The following is a 19825-nucleotide window of genomic DNA, read 5'->3' on the forward strand; positions in this document are numbered from 1 at the left end:
CCAGCACCCGCCCGGCTGGTTCCACTGGCCGGCCCGGCCGGTCCAGCTGTACCGCGTCACGCAGGGCCTGCACGTCGCCACCGGCCTCGCCTGCATCCCGCTGCTCACCGCCAAGATCTGGTCGGTGTACCCGCGGCTGTTCGCCTGGCCGCCGGTGCGAGACCTGCCACAAGCCCTGGAGCGCGCCGCGGTGGCGCTGCTGTCCGCCGCCGCCGTGTTCGAGCTCGTCACCGGCCTGCTGAACATCGCCTACTGGTACTCGGCCATGCCGTTCGGGTTCCTCGGCGCCCACTACTGGACCGCATGGCTGCTCGCCGGCGCCCTGCTGCTGCACCTCGCGGCCAAGCTGCCGCTGCTCCGACGCACGCCGCAGCGCCCCGCTCCTGCGGCAGCCGGCGCCTGGACCCGCCGGGGCGTGCTCGCCCTGGCCGGCTCGGCCGCCGGCGTCGTCACCGTCGCCACCGCCGGGCAGACGGTCCGGCCACTGCGGCACCTGTCGGTCCTCGCCCCGCGCGTGCCCGGCATCGGCCCACAGGGCCTGCCGGTCAACAAGACAGCGGCGTCCGCCGGCGTCGCCCGCGTCGACGAGCGGTACCGGCTGATCGTCACCGGACCGGGCGGACGGCACGCGCTCGGCCTAACCGACCTGGCCGCGCTGCCGCAGGTGACGGCGGACCTGCCGATCAGCTGCGTCGAGGGCTGGAGCGCCGGCGCCCGGTGGCAGGGCGTACGCGTCGCCGACCTGCTCCGCCTCGTCGGCGCCGGCGGGCTCGACCTCACCGTCACCGTCGAGTCGCTGCAGCCCTCCGGCCCGTACCGCACGTCGGCGCTCGAACCGGCCGTCGCCCGCGACCCGCTGACCCTGCTCGCGCTGCGGATCGGCGACGAGCCGCTGCACCTCGACCACGGCTACCCGTGCCGGCTCGTCGCCCCCAACCGCCCCGGCGTCCTGCAGACCAAGTGGGTCGCCGCGCTCACGGCCGGGCCACGATGACCGCCGCCCGGATCGCGCTCGCCGCCGCCGGCCTCGCGCTGCTCGGCTACGGCCTGCACGGCTGGCTGACCGAGCAGCCCGGCGAGGTCCCCGGCCGGATCGCGTTTCTCGCCGCCGCGGTCGCCGCCCACGACTTCGTGATCCTCCCGATCCTCCTCGCCGCCGGCGCCCTGACCGCCCGGTTCGTCCCACCGGCGATCCGGATCCCCGTGCGGGCGGCGCTGGCCGTCAGCGCCGCGGTGACCGCCGTCGCCCTGCCGTTCGTCATCGGCGCGGGCCGCGTCGCCGACAACCCGTCCGCGTTCCCCCGCGCCTACGGTCCCGGACTGCTGTCGGTGCTCACCGTCGTGTGGGTCGCCGCGGCACTGTGGGCGGCCCTGCGCGCCCGGCGGGCCCGGCGCCGGGAGGACCGGTGATCCGGCGGGTCGCCGCGGCCGGCTGCCTGGCGGCCACCGCGGCCCTGCTCCTGCTGCCCGGCCGCTGGTACCTGCTGGCGTGGCTGCCCTTCCTGGCCGGCGCGTGGCAGGTGCTGCGGCTGGACCGCCGGGCCGCGTTCGCGCTCATCGTCGCCGGCGGCGTCCTGCTCCCCCTCGTCGCCGCGCGCCAGCCCCCGACCAGCAGCGACGACATGTACCGCTACGTCTGGGACGGCCGGGTCCAGCTCGCCGGCGTCGACCCGTACCGCCACCCGCCGTCCGCCCTCGAGCTCGGGCCGCTGCGCGACGACTTCCTGTGGCCGGACACCGCGAACTGGTGCGTGCCGACGGGCTGCACCCGCATCAACCGGCCCGGGGTGCCGACGATCTATCCGCCGGTCGCCGAGGCCGCCTTCGCCGCCGTCGTCGCGCTCTCCCCCGCGGGCGCCCGCGAACGGCCGATGCAGCTGGCGATGGCGGCGGTCGCGGCCGGCGTCGCGCTGCTGCTGTGGTACATCCTGGGCAACCTCGGCCACAATCCGCGCCGGGCCGTGCTGTGGGCCTGGTGCCCGCTCGTCGCCCTGGAGGCCGGCAACAACGCGCACGTCGACGTCGTGGCCGCCGCCCTCGCCGCCGCCGCTCTCTGGCAACTGGCCGCCCATCCCGGCACCCGGCGGGCCGTCGCCGGCGGCGTCCTGTTCGGCCTCGCCGTCGCCACCAAGCTCACCCCCGCCCTGCTCGGGCCGGCGCTGCTGCGCCGCCGGCCGGTCGCCGTCGCGGGGAGTGCGGCGGCCGCGATCGCCGTGGTGTACCTCCCGCACGTCCTCGCCGCCGGCCCCGCCGTCCTCGGCTACCTCCCGGGCTACCTGCACGAGGAGGGCTACGCCGACGGCGCCCGCTTCGCCCTGCTCGGCGCGGTCCTGCCGCCGCCGCTGGCCACCCCGGCCGCCGCTCTCACCCTCGCCGCACTCGCGCTGCTGAGCTGGCACACCGCCGACCCCGACCAGCCGTGGACGGCGGCCGCCACGATGGCCGGCGGTGCCCTGCTCGTCACCACCCCGAGCTACCCGTGGTACGCGATGCTGCTGGTCGTGCTCGTCGCCTACGGCGCACCGGCCGAGTGGCTGACCGTCGCCGCCGGCGGCTACCTCGCCCAATTCGCCCCGGAGCTCGGCCTCACCGTCCACACCGGACAACTCCTCGGCTACACCACCGGACTCGCCGCCGTGCTGGCCGGCCTGGCCGTCCGCCGCCGCGCACGCGAACCCGCCGGCGCTGCCCCGCTGTCACCGTGATCAGGACAGCGGTCGCTGGGTCGTGGCCGGTGTCCTCAGGTGCCGGCCCGGAGTCGCAGCGGGAGCCGGAACGGGAGGCGGGTGGGTGAGCACGGTGGCGCCCGGCGGCCCGCCCAGGACACGGACGGCCTCCTCGGCGACCCGCGCAGGATCGCCTCGATCAGCAGCGGTACCGCCAAGTCCCGCCCGTTGATCAGGACGCTGCCCTCGTCGATGCGCCGCTTCGGGTGCGGCTCGTATGCGCTGGGCTCGATCCGGGCGCTGCGCTCGGCGTCGACAACATGGGTTCGGCCGACAGCAGGGCTGAGAACCGGCCGTCCCCGCGGTGCGTGGTGTAGCCGACGGTGCAGTCGCTCGCGTCGTGCACGGGCGTGTCTCCGCTGACCGGGCCGACCCACGCGCCCACCGCGAGCGACGCACCGAGCGCGGCCGCGACGGCCCCGGGCCGCAGCGTCCTGCGGCCCGCCGGTGGACTGTCCGCCACCACCAGCCGCGGGTACCGCGCGGGCTCACCGCCAAGGTCGGACAGGGCGGGCGGTGGCACCTCACCCGATGCACCCGCCCCGGCCAGGAGGGCGCGCAGGACACGGGCCGCCCGCCGGCTCGACGGCCGTGCGTCCGGCTCGTTCGACAGACACCGGTCGCACAGGTCGACGAGTCCGGCCGGCACCCCGGGAATTGCCGGCATCGTGACTTCGGGCCACTGCCGCCGAGCGCCGATCAGCATCGGGCGAGTTGCCTCGGACCAGGGCAGGGTTCCGGTCAACAGGTGGTACAGGACCACGCCGAAGGCGAACATGTCGCACGCGACCGTCACCGGCTCACCGCGCAACTGCTCGGGCGCCATGTACTCCGGCGTGCCGAGCAGGACACCGAACGACCCGGTCGAGAAGGCCCCGACAACGCCAGCCAGGCCGAAGTCGACCAGCTTCACCCCCGAAGCCGTCAGCATGATGTTGCCGGGTTTGACGTCACGGTGCACCACACGGTGCAGGTGTGCCGCAGCCAGCGCATCCGCCACCTCGGCCGCGATCTGCGCGGCGCGCTGCCACGGCACCGGCGTGCCCCGCAGCCTCGTGTCGAGCGTCTCCCCGTCGACGTACTCCATGACCAGGTACGGCAGTGACCGGCGCAGGCCCCGACGCACCGTGCCGACGTCGAACACCGTGGCGATGTTCGGATGGTCGAGCCGGGCCACGACCCGCGCCTCGGTCCCCATCCGCTGCCGGGCGCGCGGCGATCCGGCGAGATCCTCAAGCAGCAGCTTCACCGCGACACGGCGGTCCAGGCGCAGGTCGACGGCGCGCCAGACGGTCGACATCCCGCCGCTGCCGATTTCCCGGACGAGCCGGTAGCGCCCGCCGAGCTTGCGTCCCATGGTGAGACACCTCCCAGCCGTCGATCCGACCCTATGCGGCCGTACCGCGGCCGGCCACCGCGCGAGCGGGGCGGAAGCCGAATGTCACCGGACCGTCATACGGTTGCAGCAATACAACCTTCAGCCGGCTGCCGGCCGGATCCGACCGCGGCTACGGAGCCGATACGCGAGAGCCCAGCCCGATGACGACGCGAACCGCCCGCGCGATGTTGTTCCGGGCGCCGAAGCGGGCGAGCTGCCACCGGGCCAGCACGGCGCGCCGGCCCAGGACCTGGCCGGACAACTCTGTTGCCCACAGCACCATGCCCAGCGCGACGTCGGGGCCGTCGAGGTCGCCCGCCTCAAGTGCGGCCAGAATCCGGGCTCGGACGGCGTTCGTGGTGCCGGGGTCGGCCAGGCGGTTGAGCGCGTGGCTGGCTGAGCGAGCGTCGTACCGGCCGCGCAGGCGCGCCCGGGCGGCCACTGTGTCGGTAACGGCGTCGCCGAGGTGCAGCAGCCATTCGTGGGCGGTGCGCGGCCGGCCGCCCGCGACCGCGTCGAGCACGGAGTCGAGGAACTCGTCGCCCGTGGGGTCGCCGGCGATGGCGAGCTGGTCGTCGTCGCCGACCACGACCCGGCCGTGCACCGACAGCTCGATCAGCGCGGCTGCGGCCAGGCCGGCTGGGAACGTGCGCAGATTGAGCCGGCGCCGGCCATCCGGGCCGAACGACAGGTCGAAGAGCACGTCGGCGAGCTGCTCCTCCCGGAGCTCACCGGTGCGCAGCGGCACTCGGACGCCCGGCAGGCCGAGGTCGGCCAGCAGCCGCTGCAGCGGCACGACGGCGGCGGGATCGCGGCAGGTGGCGGCCACCGCGGGGACGAGCTCCGGCGGCTCCACCTGCAGCGGCCTTGACCAGGCGTGCACCCACCGGGCGCAGCCGGCGGCGATGGCAGCCGAGACGATGTACTCGCCGGCATCGCCTGGATCGCGACGCCCATCGGCCCGGCGGGTCGCCGGGCCGAGCCGGCGGATCAGTCCCGCGCCGGCGCGGGTGCCGAGCGCGTTCACGGCGTCGCCGAGCCTGCCCCAGCTCCGCAGCCGGTCGGCATCCAGCGACGCTTCGTGCGCGGCGGCCGCCTCGATCACGGCGTGGAAGTCCGGCGTGCGCAGCGCCGCCTCGAGCACCTCCGGCCCGGCGACCAGGCCTATGGCGGGCTGCTCGCCAGTCTCACCACCGCCGGGATCACTACCACATGCGCCGTCGGGGAGCCGGGCGATGCGGGCGAGGCGCGCGGCGATCGGAGGGTGCGTGCGCAGCTGGTCATCCAGCTCGGGCTCCACCGGCGGCGCGTGGCGCGGATCGCGGGCGAAGCGGGCCAGCAGCTCGCCGGGCTCGTACGCTTCGGTCCGCGCCCACCGCGCATAGCCCGACACCAGCAGGTTCCAGGTGCCGACGAGGGCCGGGGCATCACCCAGCGCGCCGGCGATGGCCTCGCGGCCGGCGGCGCGCGCGGCCGCCGCGTCGGCCTCCAGCTCGGTGCGCCGGCCCACCGCGAGGAAGACCAGCATGTACAGCCAGGCGTACACGGACAGGATCTTCCCGGCGGGACGGTGTGGGCCGACCCGCGCGATGGTGCGGAGCATGGAGTGCGCGCCGCGGTACGTCACCGAAGTGAGGCGGGCGTGCTGCCCCGAGTAGTGGCCGAGTTCGTGGGCCAGGAAGGCGCGCACCCACGAGACCGGCCAGACCAGTAGCAGCGGAACCCCGACGTACAGGTGCCGCCGGCCGCCGCGCAGACCGAGCAGGCCCGTGTCCTCCCACACGGACGCGTTGACCCGCCCGACCAGCCGGATCTCGTCGGGCGGGCGGGTGCCGACCGCGGCGGCGAGCTCACGGACCTGTCGCCACAGCTCCGGCGCCGCCGCCTCGTCCACCGCGACGCCTTCGTCGGGCGGATCCGGCCGGGCACGCAGCAGCTGCCAGATCGGGATCGCCACGCCCACGCCGGCCGTGACCGCGAGGAGGCTCAGGAGCTCCGGTGCACCCGAACCCGGCATCGTCATCCACGACCACACCGCCAACCAGCCGAGCCCGATGGGCAGCGCCACCGCGAGCGCCCAGAACCCGACCAACATCGCCACCGCTGCCAACGCCCGCAGCGTCGCCGCACGGCCTCCCCCGTCCACCGGCCCAGGGTGACACCGGCTCGCAACGGCTCAGCCGCACGCCACACAGCCCGGCGCCGCTCAGCCGCGCCCACCCCGGCGCAGCGCCACAAGCGGGCAGAGGCTTACCACTCAAGCCTGATGTCGGCTCGCCCCGGCAACGGTGATCCGGTACGGTGCTACGCGGTGTGCCGGGAAGTCTGGTCGGCGGTCATCTATCGTGCCGACCGACAGGAACCGACGTGTCACTGCTGCTGATCTTCGCGCTGGTACTGCTGGCGGCCGTGCTGCTGTCGGCGTTGGCCCATCGCACCGTGCTGTCGACCGCCGTGGTCTTCCTCGTCGCCGGGTTCCTGGCCGGGGACGGCGTGCTCGGGCTGGTCCACGTCACCGCGAGCACGCCCGTCGTGGCGTCGCTGGCCGAGCTGGCGCTGTTCGCCGTGCTGTTCACCGATGGCATGCGGGTTGGCTGGGCTGACCTGCGATCGGCGTGGCGCCTGCCGGGTAGGGCGCTCGGCCTCGGGCTGCCGCTCACCCTGCTCGTCACCGCGGTCCTCGCCCACTACGTCACCGGGCTGGGTTGGGCGGAGTCGCTGCTGATCGGCGCGATCCTCGCACCGACCGACCCGGTGTTCGCCTCGGCGCTCGTCGGCAACGACAAGGTGCCGGGCCGGCTACGGCATCTGCTCAACGTGGAGTCCGGGGTCAACGACGGCCTGGCTCTGCCGTTCGTGATCGTGCTGCTGGCGGTGGTCGCCCGCGCGGACGACTTCCACCTGTTGGAGATCGGCAGTGAGCTGCTGCTGGGCATCGCGATCGGCATCGTCGTCCCGTGGGTCGCGATCCGGCTGGAGCGCACCCGATGGTTCGCGGTGTCCGAGCAGTACGCCCCGCTCAACGCCGTGGCGATCGGCCTGCTCGTGCTGGCCCTGGGCAAGGCGACCCACGCCAACCTGTTCCTGGCCGCGTTCGCCGCCGGGATCACCGTGGCCACGATCGGGCACAAGGAGCGCGAGGCGTTCGAACACTTCGGCGAGCTCATCGCCGAGATCCTCAAACTCGGTGCCCTGCTCGTGTTCGGGGCGCTGCTGTCGCCGGCGTTCTTCGGCGGCATCGCCTGGACCGGATGGCTGTTCGCGGTGCTCGCCCTGGTGCTGGCCCGGCCGGTCGCGTTGTGGCTGTCGTTCCTGCGCTCCGGCCTGGGCGCCCGTGAACAGTTCGCCGCCATGTGGTTCGGCCCGAAGGGGTTCGCCTCCGTGGTGTACGGCCTGCTGGTGCTCGCCTCCGGCGTCGCCGCGGCCGGTGAGATCTTCACCCTGGTCGCGCTCACGATCGTGCTGAGCATCGTGTTGCATTCCTCGTCCGACATCGTCGTGGCACGAAGCTTCGTGCCCGAACTCATGCCCGCCTGGCAGCAGAAGCTGGAGACCCGCGGCCGGAAACTGCTCAACCGCCGCGACCGGCCGGCACCGAGCGGATGACGGGTGGGATACGTTCGCAATGGCGGCGCGACGACCCGTCCGCCGTGTCCGCACGTTCGAGAATGAGACGCCTGTGCGTGCTGCAGACCTGGCCGCGCCGTTTCCGACGGTCCGGCGCGACACCCCCGCGATCGAGGCGGCACGGCTCCTGGCGGGCCAGGACCTGCCCGGGCTGATCGTCCTGGACGGCAATGGCTACCCGGCCACCGTGCTGGCCGGCACCCAGGTCCTGCGGATGGCCATCCCACAGTACTGCCAGGACGACCCGACGCTTGCCCGGGTCATCGACGAACAGGCGGCCGACCTGTTCCTGCGTGAACTCGGCGACCGCACCGTCGCCCAGGCGCTGCCGGAACACGGCCGCGGCCTGGCCGTGGTCGCCGCCGACGCCACGGTCCTGGAGATCGCCGCGTTGATGGCCCGTACCGGCAACCCGCTCGTCGCGGTGATCGACAAACACAAGCAGCTGCTCGGGGCGGTGACGCTCGATGCCCTGCTCGACCGGCTGCTGCTCGAGTGAGCGCCGCACACGCAACCGTTGCCCCCGATCGACCCGCTGCTCGCCGCGTTGCACGGCAAGGTGCCGGGATGACGGTTCCGGTACCCCGGCGTGTACGGTACGTTGATCGTCAGGTGTGCCGGGAAGTCTGGTCGGCGGTGTGCTGTCGCGACCACTTTCAGGGGCAAGTCATGCATCGAAGCCTGCCGCGGCGACCACCACCGCCTGGATCGCGGTCGTGATCTTCGCGGTGGCCTACGTGCTCATCGCTACCGAGAAGGTCCACCGGGTCGCCGCAGCACTCGGCGGTGCCGTCACCGTGCTCATCATCGGCGCCACCGACGCCGAGCACGCGTTCTTCGCCGAGGACACCGGCGTCGACTGGAACGTGCTGTTTCTCCTGCTGGGGATGATGCTCATCGTCGCCGTGCTCAAACGCACCGGCGCGTTCGAATACCTGGCCATCTGGGCGGTCAAACGCGCCCGCGGCCGCCCGTTCCGGGTCATGGCGATCCTCGTGCTCGTCACCGCCGCCGCCTCCGCGATGCTCGACAACGTCACGACCGTGCTGCTCGTCGCACCCGTCACGTTCCTGGTCTGCGAACGCCTCGCCGTGCCGGCCGCACCGTTCCTCATCGCCGAAGCACTCGCCAGCAACATCGGCGGCACCGCCACCCTCGTCGGCGACCCACCCAACATCATCATCGCCAGCCGGGGCGGCCTGACGTACAACGACTTCCTGATCCATCTCGCGCCGATCATCGGCCTGCTCATCGTCGTCTTCATCGCCCTGTGCCGGGTGCTGTTCCGCCGGGCGTTCCGCACCGATCCGGACCGGGTCGCGAAGGTCATGGCCCTGCGGGAGCGCGACGCGATCCGCGACCGGCGGCTGCTCATCGTCAGTCTCGCCGTCCTCGCCGTCGTCACCGCCGCGTTCGCCCTGCACACGGTGGTACACCTGGAGCCGTCGATCGTCGCGATCGTCGGCGGTCTCGTGTTGCTCATGTTGTCGCGGCTCGACACCGGCGAGATCGTCAAGGACGTCGAGTGGCCGACGCTCGTCTTCTTCGCCGGTCTCTTCGTCATGATCGGCGCGCTGGTCAACACCGGCGTCATCGGCAGCCTGTCCAGGACGCTGGCCGATGCGGTCGAGGGCCGGCAGTTGCTGGCCTCCATGGTGCTGCTGTGGGGCTCGGCGGTCCTGTCGGCCGTGGTGGACAACATTCCCTACGTCGCGACGATCAGCCCGATCGTCGCGGACCTGGTCGCCGCGGACGGCACTACGAGCGGACCGCACGTGCTGTGGTGGGCCCTGGCCCTGGGTGCGGATCTCGGGGGCAACGCCACCGCGGTCGGCGCCTCCGCGAACGTCGTGATCCTCGGTCTCGCCGAGCGTGCCGGCAAGCGGATCAGTTTCTGGGAGTTCACCAAGTACGGGCTGATCGTCGCCGCCGTCACCGTCGGGGTCTGCACGCCGTACCTCTGGCTGCGCTACTTCGTCCTGAACTAATCGAGCCAGTCCGCCGGTGGCGTCGCCATCGACTCGCGTAACCATCGCTGCCCGCGGCCAAGGAACGCGGCAAGCCCGACGAGCACCAGGTCCCCAACGACTTGACCGGGTGGGACGGTGCAGGTTCGGGCGAGAAGCACCGCTGTGCAGATGGCCCCGACGGCGGTCACGGCGACCGCCTCCCGTGGGTCGGTGATCTGAGCCGTGCACCAGCCGACCGCGACTGCCATCGCCAGGAGCTTCAACCCGACGTGGCCGACCGGCAGGATCGTCCCCGCGCTGAAGGCCACCGCGACGACGGCGAACCCGGCGACGGTCGCGGCCCGGCCCCAACCGAGGAATCGCCTGATGCGCAGCATGGAGAACACCTCGAGGGCACTGTACTACCCGAGGGCGACAGCACTGCCGAGAACCGTGCGGCTGCCGGGTTTGCCGACATCCGGCAACGCCCGGAACCCGTTTGCCGCCGAATGTCGTTCTGGACCGGGCCACGTCATGACGCAGACGATGGATGGCATGACGAGCGACATCGCCCTGCACACCGAGGACTTGACGAAGTTCTACGGGCAGCGCCGTGGCATCGAGGGGCTGGGCCTCGAGGTGCGCACCGGCGAGGTGTTGGGGTTCCTCGGCCCGAACGGCGCCGGGAAGACGACCACGATCCGGCTGCTGCTGGATTTCCTGCGCCCGACGCGGGGCCACGCCACTGTGCTCGGGCTGGACCCGCGGCGGGACAAGGCCACCCTGCACGGCCGGCTCGGCTACCTGCCCGGGGAGTTGGCGTTCCCGGGGCGCGGCCGGGCCGACGAACTGCTGCGGTTCTTCGCCGGTGTGCGCGGCGATGTGCCGTGGTCGCGGGTGACGGGCCTCGCCGACCGGCTGGAACTCGACCTGACCCGGCCGGTACACACGATGAGCAAGGGCAACAAGCAGAAGGTCGGCCTGGTGCAGGCGTTCATGCACGAGCCGGCGCTGCTGGTGCTCGACGAGCCGACCAGCGGCCTGGACCCGCTCATGCAGCAGGAGTTCCTGGCCATGGTCCGCGACGCCCGGGCCGCCGGGCAGACCGTCTTCATGTCCTCGCACGTGCTGGCCGAGGTGCAGCAGGTCGCCGACCGGGTCGCGATCGTCCGCGACGGTCGGCTCGCCGCGGTCGAGCGGGTCGAGTCGCTCGGCAAACGCGCGATCCGTACAGTGGAGATCCACTTCGCCGATCCGGTCGACGCCGCCGAGTTCGAGGCGCTGCCAGGGATCGGTGATGTCGTGGTGGCCGGGCCGGTGCTGCGGTGCAGCGTTGACGGGCGTCTCGACCCGCTCGTCAAGGCCGCCGCCCGGCACGAGGTGATCGACCTGCTCTCGGCGGAGCCGGACCTGGAAGAGACGTTCCTGTCGTTCTACTACCACACTGAACACACTGCGGAAGGGGCCGGCGATGCTGCCCGCACTGGTGCGTAAGACCTGGCGCGACGACCGGCGGTCGCTGATCGGCTGGACCGCCGGTATTGCCGCGTTCACCACCATCTACACGTCGTTCTACACCAACTTCCAGGGCGCGGCCGAACTCAAACAGGACGCCCTGCCCAAGGGCATGCTCGACTTCCTCGGCATCGCCGACATGCTCTCGCCCGCCGGCTACCTGCAGGCCACCGTCTTCAGCCTCATCGGGCCCCTGCTGGTCCTGATGTGCGCGATCACCCTCACCGCGCGCACCATCGCCCGGCCCGAGGAGGACGGCGGCATGGAACTGCTGCTGGTCAGCCCGCTGTCGCGGACCGCGTTCGCCTGGCAGCGGCTGGCCGCCACCGGGAGCGCCGTCACCGCGATCGCGGCCGTGCCGTGGCTGCTGCTCATGCTCATCGTGCCGGTGGTCGGCATGGACATCTCCCTGTCCAACGTCGCCGCCGCATCCGCCGGCCTCATCGCGCTGGTGTGGTGTTTCACCGGCATCGCGTTCCTCACCGGCGCCGCCACCGGCAGGCGCGGCAACGTCCTGACGGTCACCGGGGTCGTGGCGGTGGCGACCTACATGGCCAACGCGATCAGCGGCATGCTCGACGGCTGGCACTGGCTGCGCTGGATCTCGCCGTTCCACTACTTCATCGGCACCGACCCGCTGCACACCGGCTGGCACCCGGGTGAACTGCTCGTCCTCGCCGCCGTCGGCGCCGTCACGACGGTGCTCGGCGTGCTGCTCTTCGACCGCCGCGATGTCGGTGTCTGACGACGGCACCGACTGGCTCGCCGGTGGCGTCGACGAGATGCTGAGGGCCACCGGCGGCCAGGTGCGGGACCGGTCGGCGGCCGGCCTCGGCGCCCGTGCCGCCGACGAAGGCCTGCACGTGCGCGATCTGGTCTCCGTCATCCTGCGGACCGCGGCCTCGCACTGGCAGGCGGCACCGCCCGAACCCGCCGACACCGCGGCCACGGTCCACGAACGGGCGACGATGTTCGTCGAGACCGTCCTCGGCGTGCTGACGTCGGCCGTCGACGGGCACACCCGGCAGGCGCACGCCGAGCTGGCCCGGCACGAGCAGGAACGCACCGCGTTCGTCAACGACCTGCTCACCGGTCGCGTCGATCCGGGTGTGCTGGCCGGGCGTGCCCAGCGGTACGGCATCCGCCTCTCCGCCGGCCACGTTGTGCTGGTCGCCCGGGCGGCCGGCCTCAGCCAGCGTGTGGCGTTGCGGGTCGACGCGGCGTTGGCCGCCCGCTTCGGCGCCGGCAACACGCTCACCACCCGGCGCGACGGCGACCTGGTCTGCATCAGCGCCGCCGGCCTGCGCGGCATCGCCGCCGAACTCGCACACCTGCTGCTCGCCGAACTCGGTGCCGGCGGCTGGCAGATTGCCGTCGGCCGCGCCCACCCCGGTGTCCACGGCCTGGCCACGTCGCTCGACGAGGCCCGCAACACGCTCGACCACGCCGCCAAACTCGGCTTCACCGCACCGGTCCTCAACGCCGCCGACCTGCTCGTCTTCCCCGTCCTGCTGCGCGACCGGGACGCCATCACCGACCTCGTCACCACCGTCCTCGGCCCGCTCACCACCGCCCGCGGCGGCGCCCAGCCGTACCTCGACACCCTCACCGTGCTGTTCGACAACCAGGGCAACCACACCGCCACCGCGCGGCAGATGCATCTGTCCGTCCGCGCCGTCACCTACCGCCTGGACCGAATCCAGGCCCTCACCGGCTACCACCCCGGCGAACCCACCCAGCGCTTCACTCTGCACGCCGCGGTACTCGGCGCCCGGCTGCTCGGCTGGCCCGGAGCCGCGTGACACCCGATCGCGGCAGCGGTGGGCCCGGGTGCGGTATGTTGATCGGCAGGTGTGCCGGGAAGCCTGGTCGGCGTCAATTCGCCGTGACCCGAACCGGAGCGGACCAGTGACCGACAATCACCTCGACGAGGGCGATGCGTTCGCCGCCCGCATGGGTCGCCTGACCGCCGGCGCCGAGGCAACGCTTCCCGAGCCGCCGCCGAGTGACACTCCGGAGATGGTCGTCCGGAGGGTCCGGCTGCCCAGCACCGTCGACGAGGAGTTACGGCGGCGCGCCTCTGCCCGCGGCGTTTCACCGTCGGCGCTCATCCGGGACCTGGTCGTCGCGGCGCTGGCCGGCGGCGGCACCGAGGCTCCTGACCTGATGGCAGAACTCCGGGGGCTCCGCACCGCCCTGCAGCACGCCGTCGACCGGCTTGCGGCGCAGGCTGAACGGGACGGCTGACCGCCGGCCGCGGCCTGGAGGCAGGACGTCACCTGGCCAGATGTTGTCACACTGTCATGTTTTCGCGGGATCACCGCCATGCCACCCGACAACGATTGCCCCAACCACCACCACGCGTGACCGCGCCGAGCGCGAGCTGGTTGCACGTTGCAGGGATCGGCGGGAGGACGCAGGCATGACCGTGTTGCACGTGCCCGACGGCACGGACTTCAGCCTGGTGTGCGACGGCTGCGGCATGGTCGTCGACCATCTCGGTGCCAATCTGCACAACTGGGAACTTGCGTGGAGCCTGCTCCGCAGGCACGGCTGGATCGGCGAGCGCTCAGCCGGCGGCCCGCACGGATGTCGCCGATGCAGCGCGAGCGGAGTATTGACCTTCGATCGATAGCGGCTCGGGGCACGTTCTCGATTCTTGTTACGGTACAACAATTGTGCGACACGAAAATATCTCGGGGATCGGAGGCGTTGGCTGTGACGGTCGCCGCGGGTCGTCACGAACTGGTCGTCGTCACGAGCCGAATACCGGCCGATGCGCTCGCGGCCGGTCGGCGCCCGTCCAGGTGGACAGGCGAGCACGCCGCGCTCGCCGGGGCATTGCAGCCAGCGTTGATGGCGCGCGATGGAGCATGGATCGGTTGGCACGGCCGCGCCGACATGCACATGGCGCCGGTGGTGCTGCAGTCCGTGCTGCTCTCGCCGGTGTCGTTGTCGGCGGCCGACATCGCCGACCACATCGACGGCCAGTGCGCCTCGACGATTGCACCCCTGTATCACGACGGGCTCGGTGGCCCAGCGTTCCATCGGCGATGGCGGCAGGCCTACCGTTCGGTCAACGAACGGTACGCGGCCGCGGCCGCAGAACTGGCCGCGAGCGGGGCGACGGTCCTGGTCCACGGACATGAGCTACAACTGGTGCCCGGTATGCTGCGCTCCGTCCGACCGGATCTGACCATCGGGTTCGTCCTGCCCCTGCCGTTGCCCCCGGTCGAGCTGTTCCGCCGGATGCCGATGCGAGCAGACATCGTGAGTGGCATCCTCGGCAGTGACGTCATCTTCGTGCAGGACCGTCGCAGCGCCGACAACCTGTTGCGGTTGGCCGTCGGAGCTGGAAGCACCGTAACCGGTGCGGGGGCGATCGCGGTCGGCTCACGCCGGGTCGCCGTAGAAGTGCTGCCGATGGGTGCAGAGACGCAGAGTGTCGAACATCTGGCGGCTGGGGCCAATGTGCGCCGGCGCCTCGACAGCCTGCGTCGCGAGTTGCGGGTCCCCGGAACCGTGCTGCTGTCGATCGATCCGCTCGACGGCACCAGCGGTGCGGAGCGTCGTCTCGCTGCATTCGCCGAACTGCTGCATGACGGCACGCTGCGCGCCGAGGAGTGCGCGCTCATCCAGGTGGTCGTGCCCGCAGCTCGCGAGTCGGCCGAACTCGCGGAGTTGCGCAGCCGGGTCGAGCAGCTGGCCGCCCGGATCAACGGCTCCCACGGATCAGTCGGCCGCCCGGTGGTGCATCATCTGCATCGCAGCCTTGACACCCTCGACACGGTCGCGCTGTTCCGGCTCGCGGATGTCTTCCTGGCCACCGCATTGCGCGACGGTGGCAACCCGACGGCGAAGGCGTTCGTCAGCGCGCGGATCGACAACACGGGCGCACTCGTGCTGAGCGAGTTCAGCGCCACCGCCGCGGAGCTACCGCAGGCGACCCTCGTCAACCCGTACGATCTGGAAGATCTCAAATCGGCGGTCATGGCTGCGGTGGCACCGGCGGACCCGGCAGCGGCCCGCGCCGCGATGAGCCGGATGCGGCTCGCCGTACGCGACCACGACGTTCGGTGGTGGGCCGGCCGTGTCCTCGCGGCCCTCGACACGGCGAGGGCCGGCACAACGGCGGTCGTCGTTCCCGGCGGGGCGTAGGGACGGACAGCCCGGACAGCGTCACCGACGGCGTCGGTCGGAACCGGACGCTCGGCGACGTCCGGGTCGAGGTGGACGACCCTCCTGTGGTGGCTTACAGTGGCCGAAACGTTGCATGGATGCAACGGTTGCCTGGTGGCGGTGCCGGGCGTGGTGCGCCGGGAAGTCTGGTCGGCGACGGAAGTGTGCTGCAAACCCGGGGGGCTGACATGACGGCGGACGGCGGGAACGAGGTTTTTCCGCTCGCACGGATCCTGCTCGTCGAGGACGATCCCGGCGACGTGGCGTACACCCTCGACGAGTTCGCCGAGCACCGGCTCCGCAACCCCGTGACGGTCCTCGGCAACGGTCGTGACGCACTGCACTTCCTCGCGCGACGCGCGCCCTACCAGGATGCCCAAACCCCGGACATCCTGCTGCTCGACCTCAACCTGCCGATCGTCGACGGCCGGGTGGTGCTCGACCAGGTCATGGCAGACCCGGCGCTGGCAAAGCTGGTCGTCGTCGTGCTCACCGGATCGGCTGTCGAGGAACGGATGCTGCGTGACTTCGGGATCCCGTCGGCGTACTTCTTCCGCAAGCCGGTCGACTTCGCACAGCTCGCCGGACTGATCAGGAGCGTCGAGCAGTTCTCGATCGTCGTCGGCCGCGACCGGCCGCCCGCCGGCGAACAGCCGGACCCGGCGTAGGTCGACGCGCTCGCACCACCGTGGAGTCGCTGATGTCCATCCCGTCCCCGGTGTGCCGTGGTCCTCGTCGGTCCCCTTCCTCGCCGCGTGCAGGGCAACCGTTGTACGAGTGCAACAACATGACGGTCGTGTGACGATTCGCCGATCTCGTGCTGCGGGCCTGGCCGTCGGCGGGCATCCGCCCGTAGTCTGCCGATGAACGGAGGTCAGGGGATGTTGATTGCCGCGAATCGTGTCGCGTCGTTGCCAGAAGCGCAGCTGTCGTGCGACCGGTGCGGCGCCGTCTTCCGGCCGCCGTGGCCGATGGACGACCCCGCCATGGTGCTGCGAGCGGCCACCGTTCGGGGCTGGCGGGAGGAGCACATCGGCGGAGTGCCGTGGCACCGATGCCCGGACTGCGGCCCGGTCGCCGGGGATACTGCCGCCTGAGTCCGGCCGGTCGGCAACGATGCCGGGGCGGCGTGCGACCATGTTCGGGTGGCGCAGCGGAACGACGAGCAGGACGAGCAACTCGCGCAGGCCTTGCTGGCGCTCAGCCGGGTGATGGTGGCGCTGGCGGCCCGCAACCTGTCCGAACTCGACGCCGACGTCACGCTCCCGCAGTACCGCGCGCTCATCATTCTCACCTCCAACGGTCCGACGCGCAGCGTCGACTTGGCCCAGGAGCTCAACGTCGCGCCCTCCACCCTGACCCGCATGTGCGACCGGCTGGAACGCAAGGGGCTGATCCGCCGGTTCCAGCGCGACGGCAACCGGCGCACGATCTGGCTCGGCCTCACCGAGGAGGGCCGCGACGTCGTCGGCCGGGTGATGCGGGCCCGCCGCGACGAGATCGACACAGTGCTGGCCACGGCCGGCCTGCACGCATCTCGCCGCACGTTGCAGTTGCTGCACCGGTTCGTCCGCGCCGCCGGGGAACTGCCCGATGAGGAGTGGTGGCAGCGCTGGCAGGTCTCGGCCGATGACGGCGACCAGATCGGGCCGGAACGCAAAACCACCGGCGCCAGCCGCCGTCACTGAGCATCGGCGCCGTGAGGTGCTCGGCTGACTGCGGGGGCTCTGTGACAGTCGTGTGACGTTCCGGCCGCTGCCCGGTTCTGCGTGGGCGGCTGCAACCTGGTTTCGGGTACGGTGGTCCGGGGCGCCGGGAAGTCTGGTCGGCAACGTTTGCCGTCGAGCCTTCCGGAGGGTCCCGTGATCGTGAGTGCTGCCCGCCGTCTGCTGGAGCGTGGTAGCTGGTCCGAGGTCCGCCGGATCGGCGACGCCCTGCGCACCGAAACCACGGGCGGTGTGTTGCTGCTGATGGCGGCGACCGTTGCGCTGGTGTGGTCGAACTCGCCCTGGGCAGGGGCATACGGGGCACTGTCCTCCGCGCGGATCGGCCCGAGCGCCTGGCACCTCGACCTGACGCTGGCGGCGTGGGCAGCCGACGGGCTGCTCGCGGTGTTCTTCTTCGTTGCCGGGCTGGAGCTCAAACGTGAGTTCGTCGCCGGTGACCTGCGCGATCCTCGACGCGCGGTGCTACCGGTGGCGGCGGCCGTCGGGGGCATGGTCCTACCGGCGGTGATCTACGTCGCGGTCAACGGGTGGGCGGCCGGAGGCTCACTTGCCGGGTGGGCGGTACCGACGGCGACGGACATCGCGTTCGCGCTCGCCGTGCTGGCGGTGATCGGCACGCACCTGCCGGCCGCGCTGCGGACCTTCCTGCTCACCCTCGCGGTCGTCGACGACCTGCTGGCGATCGTCGTCATCGCCGTGTTCTACACCGCATCGCTGTCCTGGCTGCCGCTGCTCTTCGCCGCCGTACCGCTCGGCCTGTTCGCCCTGGTCGTGCGGACGAGGGCGGTCCCGGGTGCGGTCCTGGGTGCCGTGCTGCTGCCGTTGGCAGTGCTGAGCTGGGTGCTCGTGCACGAGTCAGGGGTACACGCGACCGTCGCCGGTGTGCTGCTCGCCTTCACGGTGCCGGCCGGAGGCGACGGCACCGACCGGGCGGCACGCTTCGAGCACCGGTGGCGGCCGCTGTCTGCTGCTGTCGCGGTGCCGGTCTTCGCGTTCTTCGCCGCCGGAGTCACCCTCGGCGGCTCCGACGGTGCGCTGGCCGGCCCGGTTGTCGCCGGCATCGTGGCGGGTCTGGTCGCCGGCAAGGCGCTCGGCGTGGTCGGCGCGACCTGGCTGGTGCAACGATTGACCCGGGCCCGGCTCGCCGATGGGCTGGCCTGGCGCGACGTGCTGGGCATCGGCTTGCTCAGCGGCGTCGGTTTCACGGTCTCGTTGCTGATCGCCGAGCTCGCGTTCGGCGCAGGCTCTGCGGGGGACCGCTCGGCGAGGGTCGGGGTGCTGACGGGCTCGCTCGTGTCGGCGGCGATGGCCACCGCGCTGCTGCGTGCCCGGAACCGGCACTACCGGCGGATGCAGGAGGCCGAGGACGCCGATCTCGATGGCGACGGCATCCCCGATGTGTACCAGATGCAGCGGAGAACGCCGTGATCGCCGCCTCCCCGCTGCGTGAACCGGTGCCGGCCGTGCGATTCGACGCTGCGGCCCAGAACGTGGTGCGGGCGGCCCGGGGCGCCGGAACGGTGTGGCTGATCCTGGGTGACGCGTCGCCTGCCGGCCACCCGATGCTGGACGCCGCCCCGTGCCTGGTGATTGATCGGCGCCCGAATGCCGGGCAGGACCGGCTGCTCCTGGTGCGGGGCGAGCTGAGACAGACGCGTCCGCGTCTTCGCACCGACGCCGCTCAGGTCGTACCAGCAGTCGCGGCGGTGCTGTTCGCGATACGTGACTGCGGCGGCGATCCGCCACGACTGTCCGGCACCTGGCAGCAGCGGCGACTGCTCGGGCGCGTCCGAGGCCTGGTCGGCCAGATCGAGCCGGACCCGGCCCGGCGGCCGGGAGTGCATGTCTGGTGAACGCCTATCCTGACGCGCTGCGGGCGATGCTAGTCGCGGTGGGCGTCGCGGTAGCGATCGATCACGTCCCGAGCGAGCCGGCCCCGGTCGGAGACCTCGATCCCCTGGCGCTGCGCCCACTCACGGACCGCCTGGCTGCGCTCGCGGTCACGACCCACCGGCCCGGCAGCCACCATCCCCGGCCCTGACCTACGGCCACGTCCTGCTGCTACGGGCGCGGCCCGGCCGACCTTGGTCGCCGCGGCAACGAACGGGGCCAGGGCGTCGCGCAACCGTCCGGCGTTGCCCGCACTGAGATCGATCGTGTACAGCACACCGTCCACGCCGAACGCCAGGCTCTCGTCCGCCGGCCCGCCGTCGATATCGTCGATGACCTGCTGGATCACACGCCTCGCCATAGCCTGGCCCCTTTTCACAAGTCGCAGCATGACCACATCCGCCGGTCCGCAATTGGACAGCGAACGGACGGGCCGGGTCCATTCCTCATCCGGCTGTTCGTTCGGCACCGAATAAGACAAATGCGAGAACCATGATCGCCATCCCGGGGATGATTCGCAACCCTCAGCCGAAACAGCGCCAGGAATTGCCCAGGGGATCAGCCTGTCGGTATCGACCGGATCCGCGCCCACGCCCGCGTCAACGACCGCAGCAGAGCCGGCAAAGACACCGACTTCGGCCGGTTCCCCTGTGGGGCGCCGACGACGGCGCCTGTCGGGGATGACCGACCCAGTCGCGGCCGTATGCAACCTGGCCCGCATCAACTGCTCGAGCTCGGGCACCTCGTGCCGAGGCTTGTCGCCGGGTGGGGCATCGCTCTCGCCGCACCTCGATCGGAGCCCTAACCGCGGGGTTGTTGGCCACCGTTGTAGCG

The 19825-nt window shown here is 72.0% G+C and carries 20 protein-coding genes; 16 read left to right on the forward strand and 4 right to left on the reverse strand.

Annotated elements, in window-relative coordinates:
* The 3 genes from IEZ31_RS58205 to IEZ31_RS21680 all read left to right on the forward strand — a co-directional run.
* Nucleotides 1–994: molybdopterin-dependent oxidoreductase (locus IEZ31_RS58205; RefSeq protein WP_268241680.1), on the forward strand; the 994-nt coding region annotated here is incomplete at its 5' end.
* Nucleotides 991–1410 (forward strand): hypothetical protein, encoded by a 420-nt coding sequence (locus IEZ31_RS21675; protein WP_190251745.1) that lies wholly within the window; start codon nucleotides 991–993, stop codon nucleotides 1408–1410. The genes IEZ31_RS58205 and IEZ31_RS21675, both read left to right, overlap by 4 nt.
* Nucleotides 1407–2705 (forward strand): MptA/MptB family glycosyltransferase, encoded by a 1299-nt coding sequence (locus IEZ31_RS21680; RefSeq protein ID WP_190251746.1) that lies wholly within the window; start codon nucleotides 1407–1409, stop codon nucleotides 2703–2705. Before IEZ31_RS21675 ends, IEZ31_RS21680 begins: the two co-directional genes overlap by 4 nt.
* A gap of 193 nt (nucleotides 2706–2898) precedes the next feature.
* Here IEZ31_RS21680 and IEZ31_RS21685 read toward each other — a convergent pair whose 3' ends face one another.
* Nucleotides 2899–4083, reverse strand: a complete 1185-nt coding sequence (locus tag IEZ31_RS21685) for a serine/threonine-protein kinase (RefSeq protein WP_190251747.1) — start codon at nucleotides 4081–4083, stop codon at nucleotides 2899–2901.
* Between the two features lie 151 nt (nucleotides 4084–4234).
* Entirely contained in the window at nucleotides 4235–6250 is a 2016-nt protein-coding gene (locus IEZ31_RS21690; protein WP_190251748.1) for a GPP34 family phosphoprotein, read from the reverse strand.
* A 221-nt stretch (nucleotides 6251–6471) separates the two neighbouring features.
* On the opposite strand from IEZ31_RS21690, the gene IEZ31_RS21695 reads away from it, so the two are divergent.
* The 3 genes from IEZ31_RS21695 to IEZ31_RS21705 all read left to right on the forward strand — a co-directional run bounded on the left by IEZ31_RS21695 (nucleotide 6472) and on the right by IEZ31_RS21705 (nucleotide 9719).
* Nucleotides 6472–7710, forward strand: coding sequence for a cation:proton antiporter domain-containing protein (locus IEZ31_RS21695; RefSeq protein ID WP_190251749.1), 1239 nt, complete (start codon nucleotides 6472–6474; stop codon nucleotides 7708–7710).
* Between the two features lie 73 nt (nucleotides 7711–7783).
* Entirely contained in the window at nucleotides 7784–8230 is a 447-nt protein-coding gene (locus tag IEZ31_RS21700; RefSeq protein ID WP_190251750.1) for a CBS domain-containing protein, read from the forward strand.
* A 217-nt stretch (nucleotides 8231–8447) separates the two neighbouring features.
* Nucleotides 8448–9719: an ArsB/NhaD family transporter gene (locus tag IEZ31_RS21705; protein ID WP_229835712.1), complete on the forward strand. Its 1272-nt coding sequence runs from the start codon at nucleotides 8448–8450 to the stop codon at nucleotides 9717–9719.
* Here the strand turns inward: IEZ31_RS21705 and IEZ31_RS21710 are convergent.
* Complete coding sequence (locus IEZ31_RS21710) at nucleotides 9716–10078, reverse strand: hypothetical protein (RefSeq protein WP_190251751.1); 363 nt, start codon at nucleotides 10076–10078, stop codon at nucleotides 9716–9718. The two genes, IEZ31_RS21705 and IEZ31_RS21710, sit on opposite strands and share 4 nt — an antisense overlap.
* 157 nt (nucleotides 10079–10235) lie before the next feature.
* Here IEZ31_RS21710 and IEZ31_RS21715 point away from each other — a divergent pair, with 157 nt between their 5' ends.
* The 10 genes from IEZ31_RS21715 to IEZ31_RS21760 all read left to right on the forward strand — a co-directional run bounded on the left by IEZ31_RS21715 (nucleotide 10236) and on the right by IEZ31_RS21760 (nucleotide 18954).
* Nucleotides 10236–11174, forward strand: coding sequence for an ABC transporter ATP-binding protein (locus tag IEZ31_RS21715; RefSeq protein ID WP_190251752.1), 939 nt, complete (start codon nucleotides 10236–10238; stop codon nucleotides 11172–11174).
* Nucleotides 11152–11940, forward strand: a complete 789-nt coding sequence (locus tag IEZ31_RS21720; protein ID WP_190251753.1) for an efflux permease Rv1217c-related protein — start codon at nucleotides 11152–11154, stop codon at nucleotides 11938–11940. The genes IEZ31_RS21715 and IEZ31_RS21720 overlap by 23 nt, the downstream gene beginning before the upstream one ends.
* A complete protein-coding gene (locus IEZ31_RS21725; RefSeq protein WP_190251754.1) occupies nucleotides 11927–12997 on the forward strand; it encodes a PucR family transcriptional regulator in 1071 nt (356 codons plus the stop codon). Before IEZ31_RS21720 ends, IEZ31_RS21725 begins: the two co-directional genes overlap by 14 nt.
* Nucleotides 12998–13103: 106 nt before the next feature.
* Nucleotides 13104–13442 (forward strand): ribbon-helix-helix domain-containing protein, encoded by a 339-nt coding sequence (locus IEZ31_RS21730; protein ID WP_190251755.1) that lies wholly within the window; start codon nucleotides 13104–13106, stop codon nucleotides 13440–13442.
* Between the two features lie 175 nt (nucleotides 13443–13617).
* The gene (locus IEZ31_RS21735; protein WP_190251756.1) at nucleotides 13618–13830 is read left to right on the forward strand and encodes a hypothetical protein; all 213 of its coding nucleotides are present in this window, start codon (nucleotides 13618–13620) and stop codon (nucleotides 13828–13830) included.
* A gap of 83 nt (nucleotides 13831–13913) precedes the next feature.
* Nucleotides 13914–15353 (forward strand): alpha,alpha-trehalose-phosphate synthase (UDP-forming), encoded by a 1440-nt coding sequence (locus tag IEZ31_RS21740; protein WP_190251757.1) that lies wholly within the window; start codon nucleotides 13914–13916, stop codon nucleotides 15351–15353.
* A gap of 209 nt (nucleotides 15354–15562) precedes the next feature.
* Nucleotides 15563–16042, forward strand: coding sequence for a response regulator (locus IEZ31_RS21745; protein WP_190251758.1), 480 nt, complete (start codon nucleotides 15563–15565; stop codon nucleotides 16040–16042).
* Nucleotides 16043–16519: 477 nt separating this feature from the next.
* Nucleotides 16520–17062: a MarR family winged helix-turn-helix transcriptional regulator gene (locus IEZ31_RS21750; RefSeq protein ID WP_229835714.1), complete on the forward strand. Its 543-nt coding sequence runs from the start codon at nucleotides 16520–16522 to the stop codon at nucleotides 17060–17062.
* A 174-nt stretch (nucleotides 17063–17236) separates the two neighbouring features.
* A complete protein-coding gene (nhaA, locus tag IEZ31_RS21755) occupies nucleotides 17237–18529 on the forward strand; it encodes a Na+/H+ antiporter NhaA (RefSeq protein WP_190251759.1) in 1293 nt (430 codons plus the stop codon).
* Nucleotides 18526–18954 carry a hypothetical protein gene (locus tag IEZ31_RS21760; protein ID WP_190251760.1) on the forward strand — a complete coding sequence of 143 codons (429 nt, stop codon included), beginning with the start codon at nucleotides 18526–18528 and terminating at the stop codon, nucleotides 18952–18954. Before nhaA ends, IEZ31_RS21760 begins: the two co-directional genes overlap by 4 nt.
* Before the next feature lie 29 nt (nucleotides 18955–18983).
* Here IEZ31_RS21760 and IEZ31_RS21765 read toward each other — a convergent pair whose 3' ends face one another.
* The gene (locus IEZ31_RS21765) at nucleotides 18984–19340 is read right to left on the reverse strand and encodes a histone-like nucleoid-structuring protein Lsr2 (protein ID WP_308429421.1); all 357 of its coding nucleotides are present in this window, start codon (nucleotides 19338–19340) and stop codon (nucleotides 18984–18986) included.
* Nucleotides 19341–19825 lie beyond the last annotated feature (485 nt).

Source organism: Dactylosporangium sucinum (genome assembly GCF_014647515.1).
GTDB lineage: Bacteria > Actinomycetota > Actinomycetes > Mycobacteriales > Micromonosporaceae > Dactylosporangium > Dactylosporangium sucinum.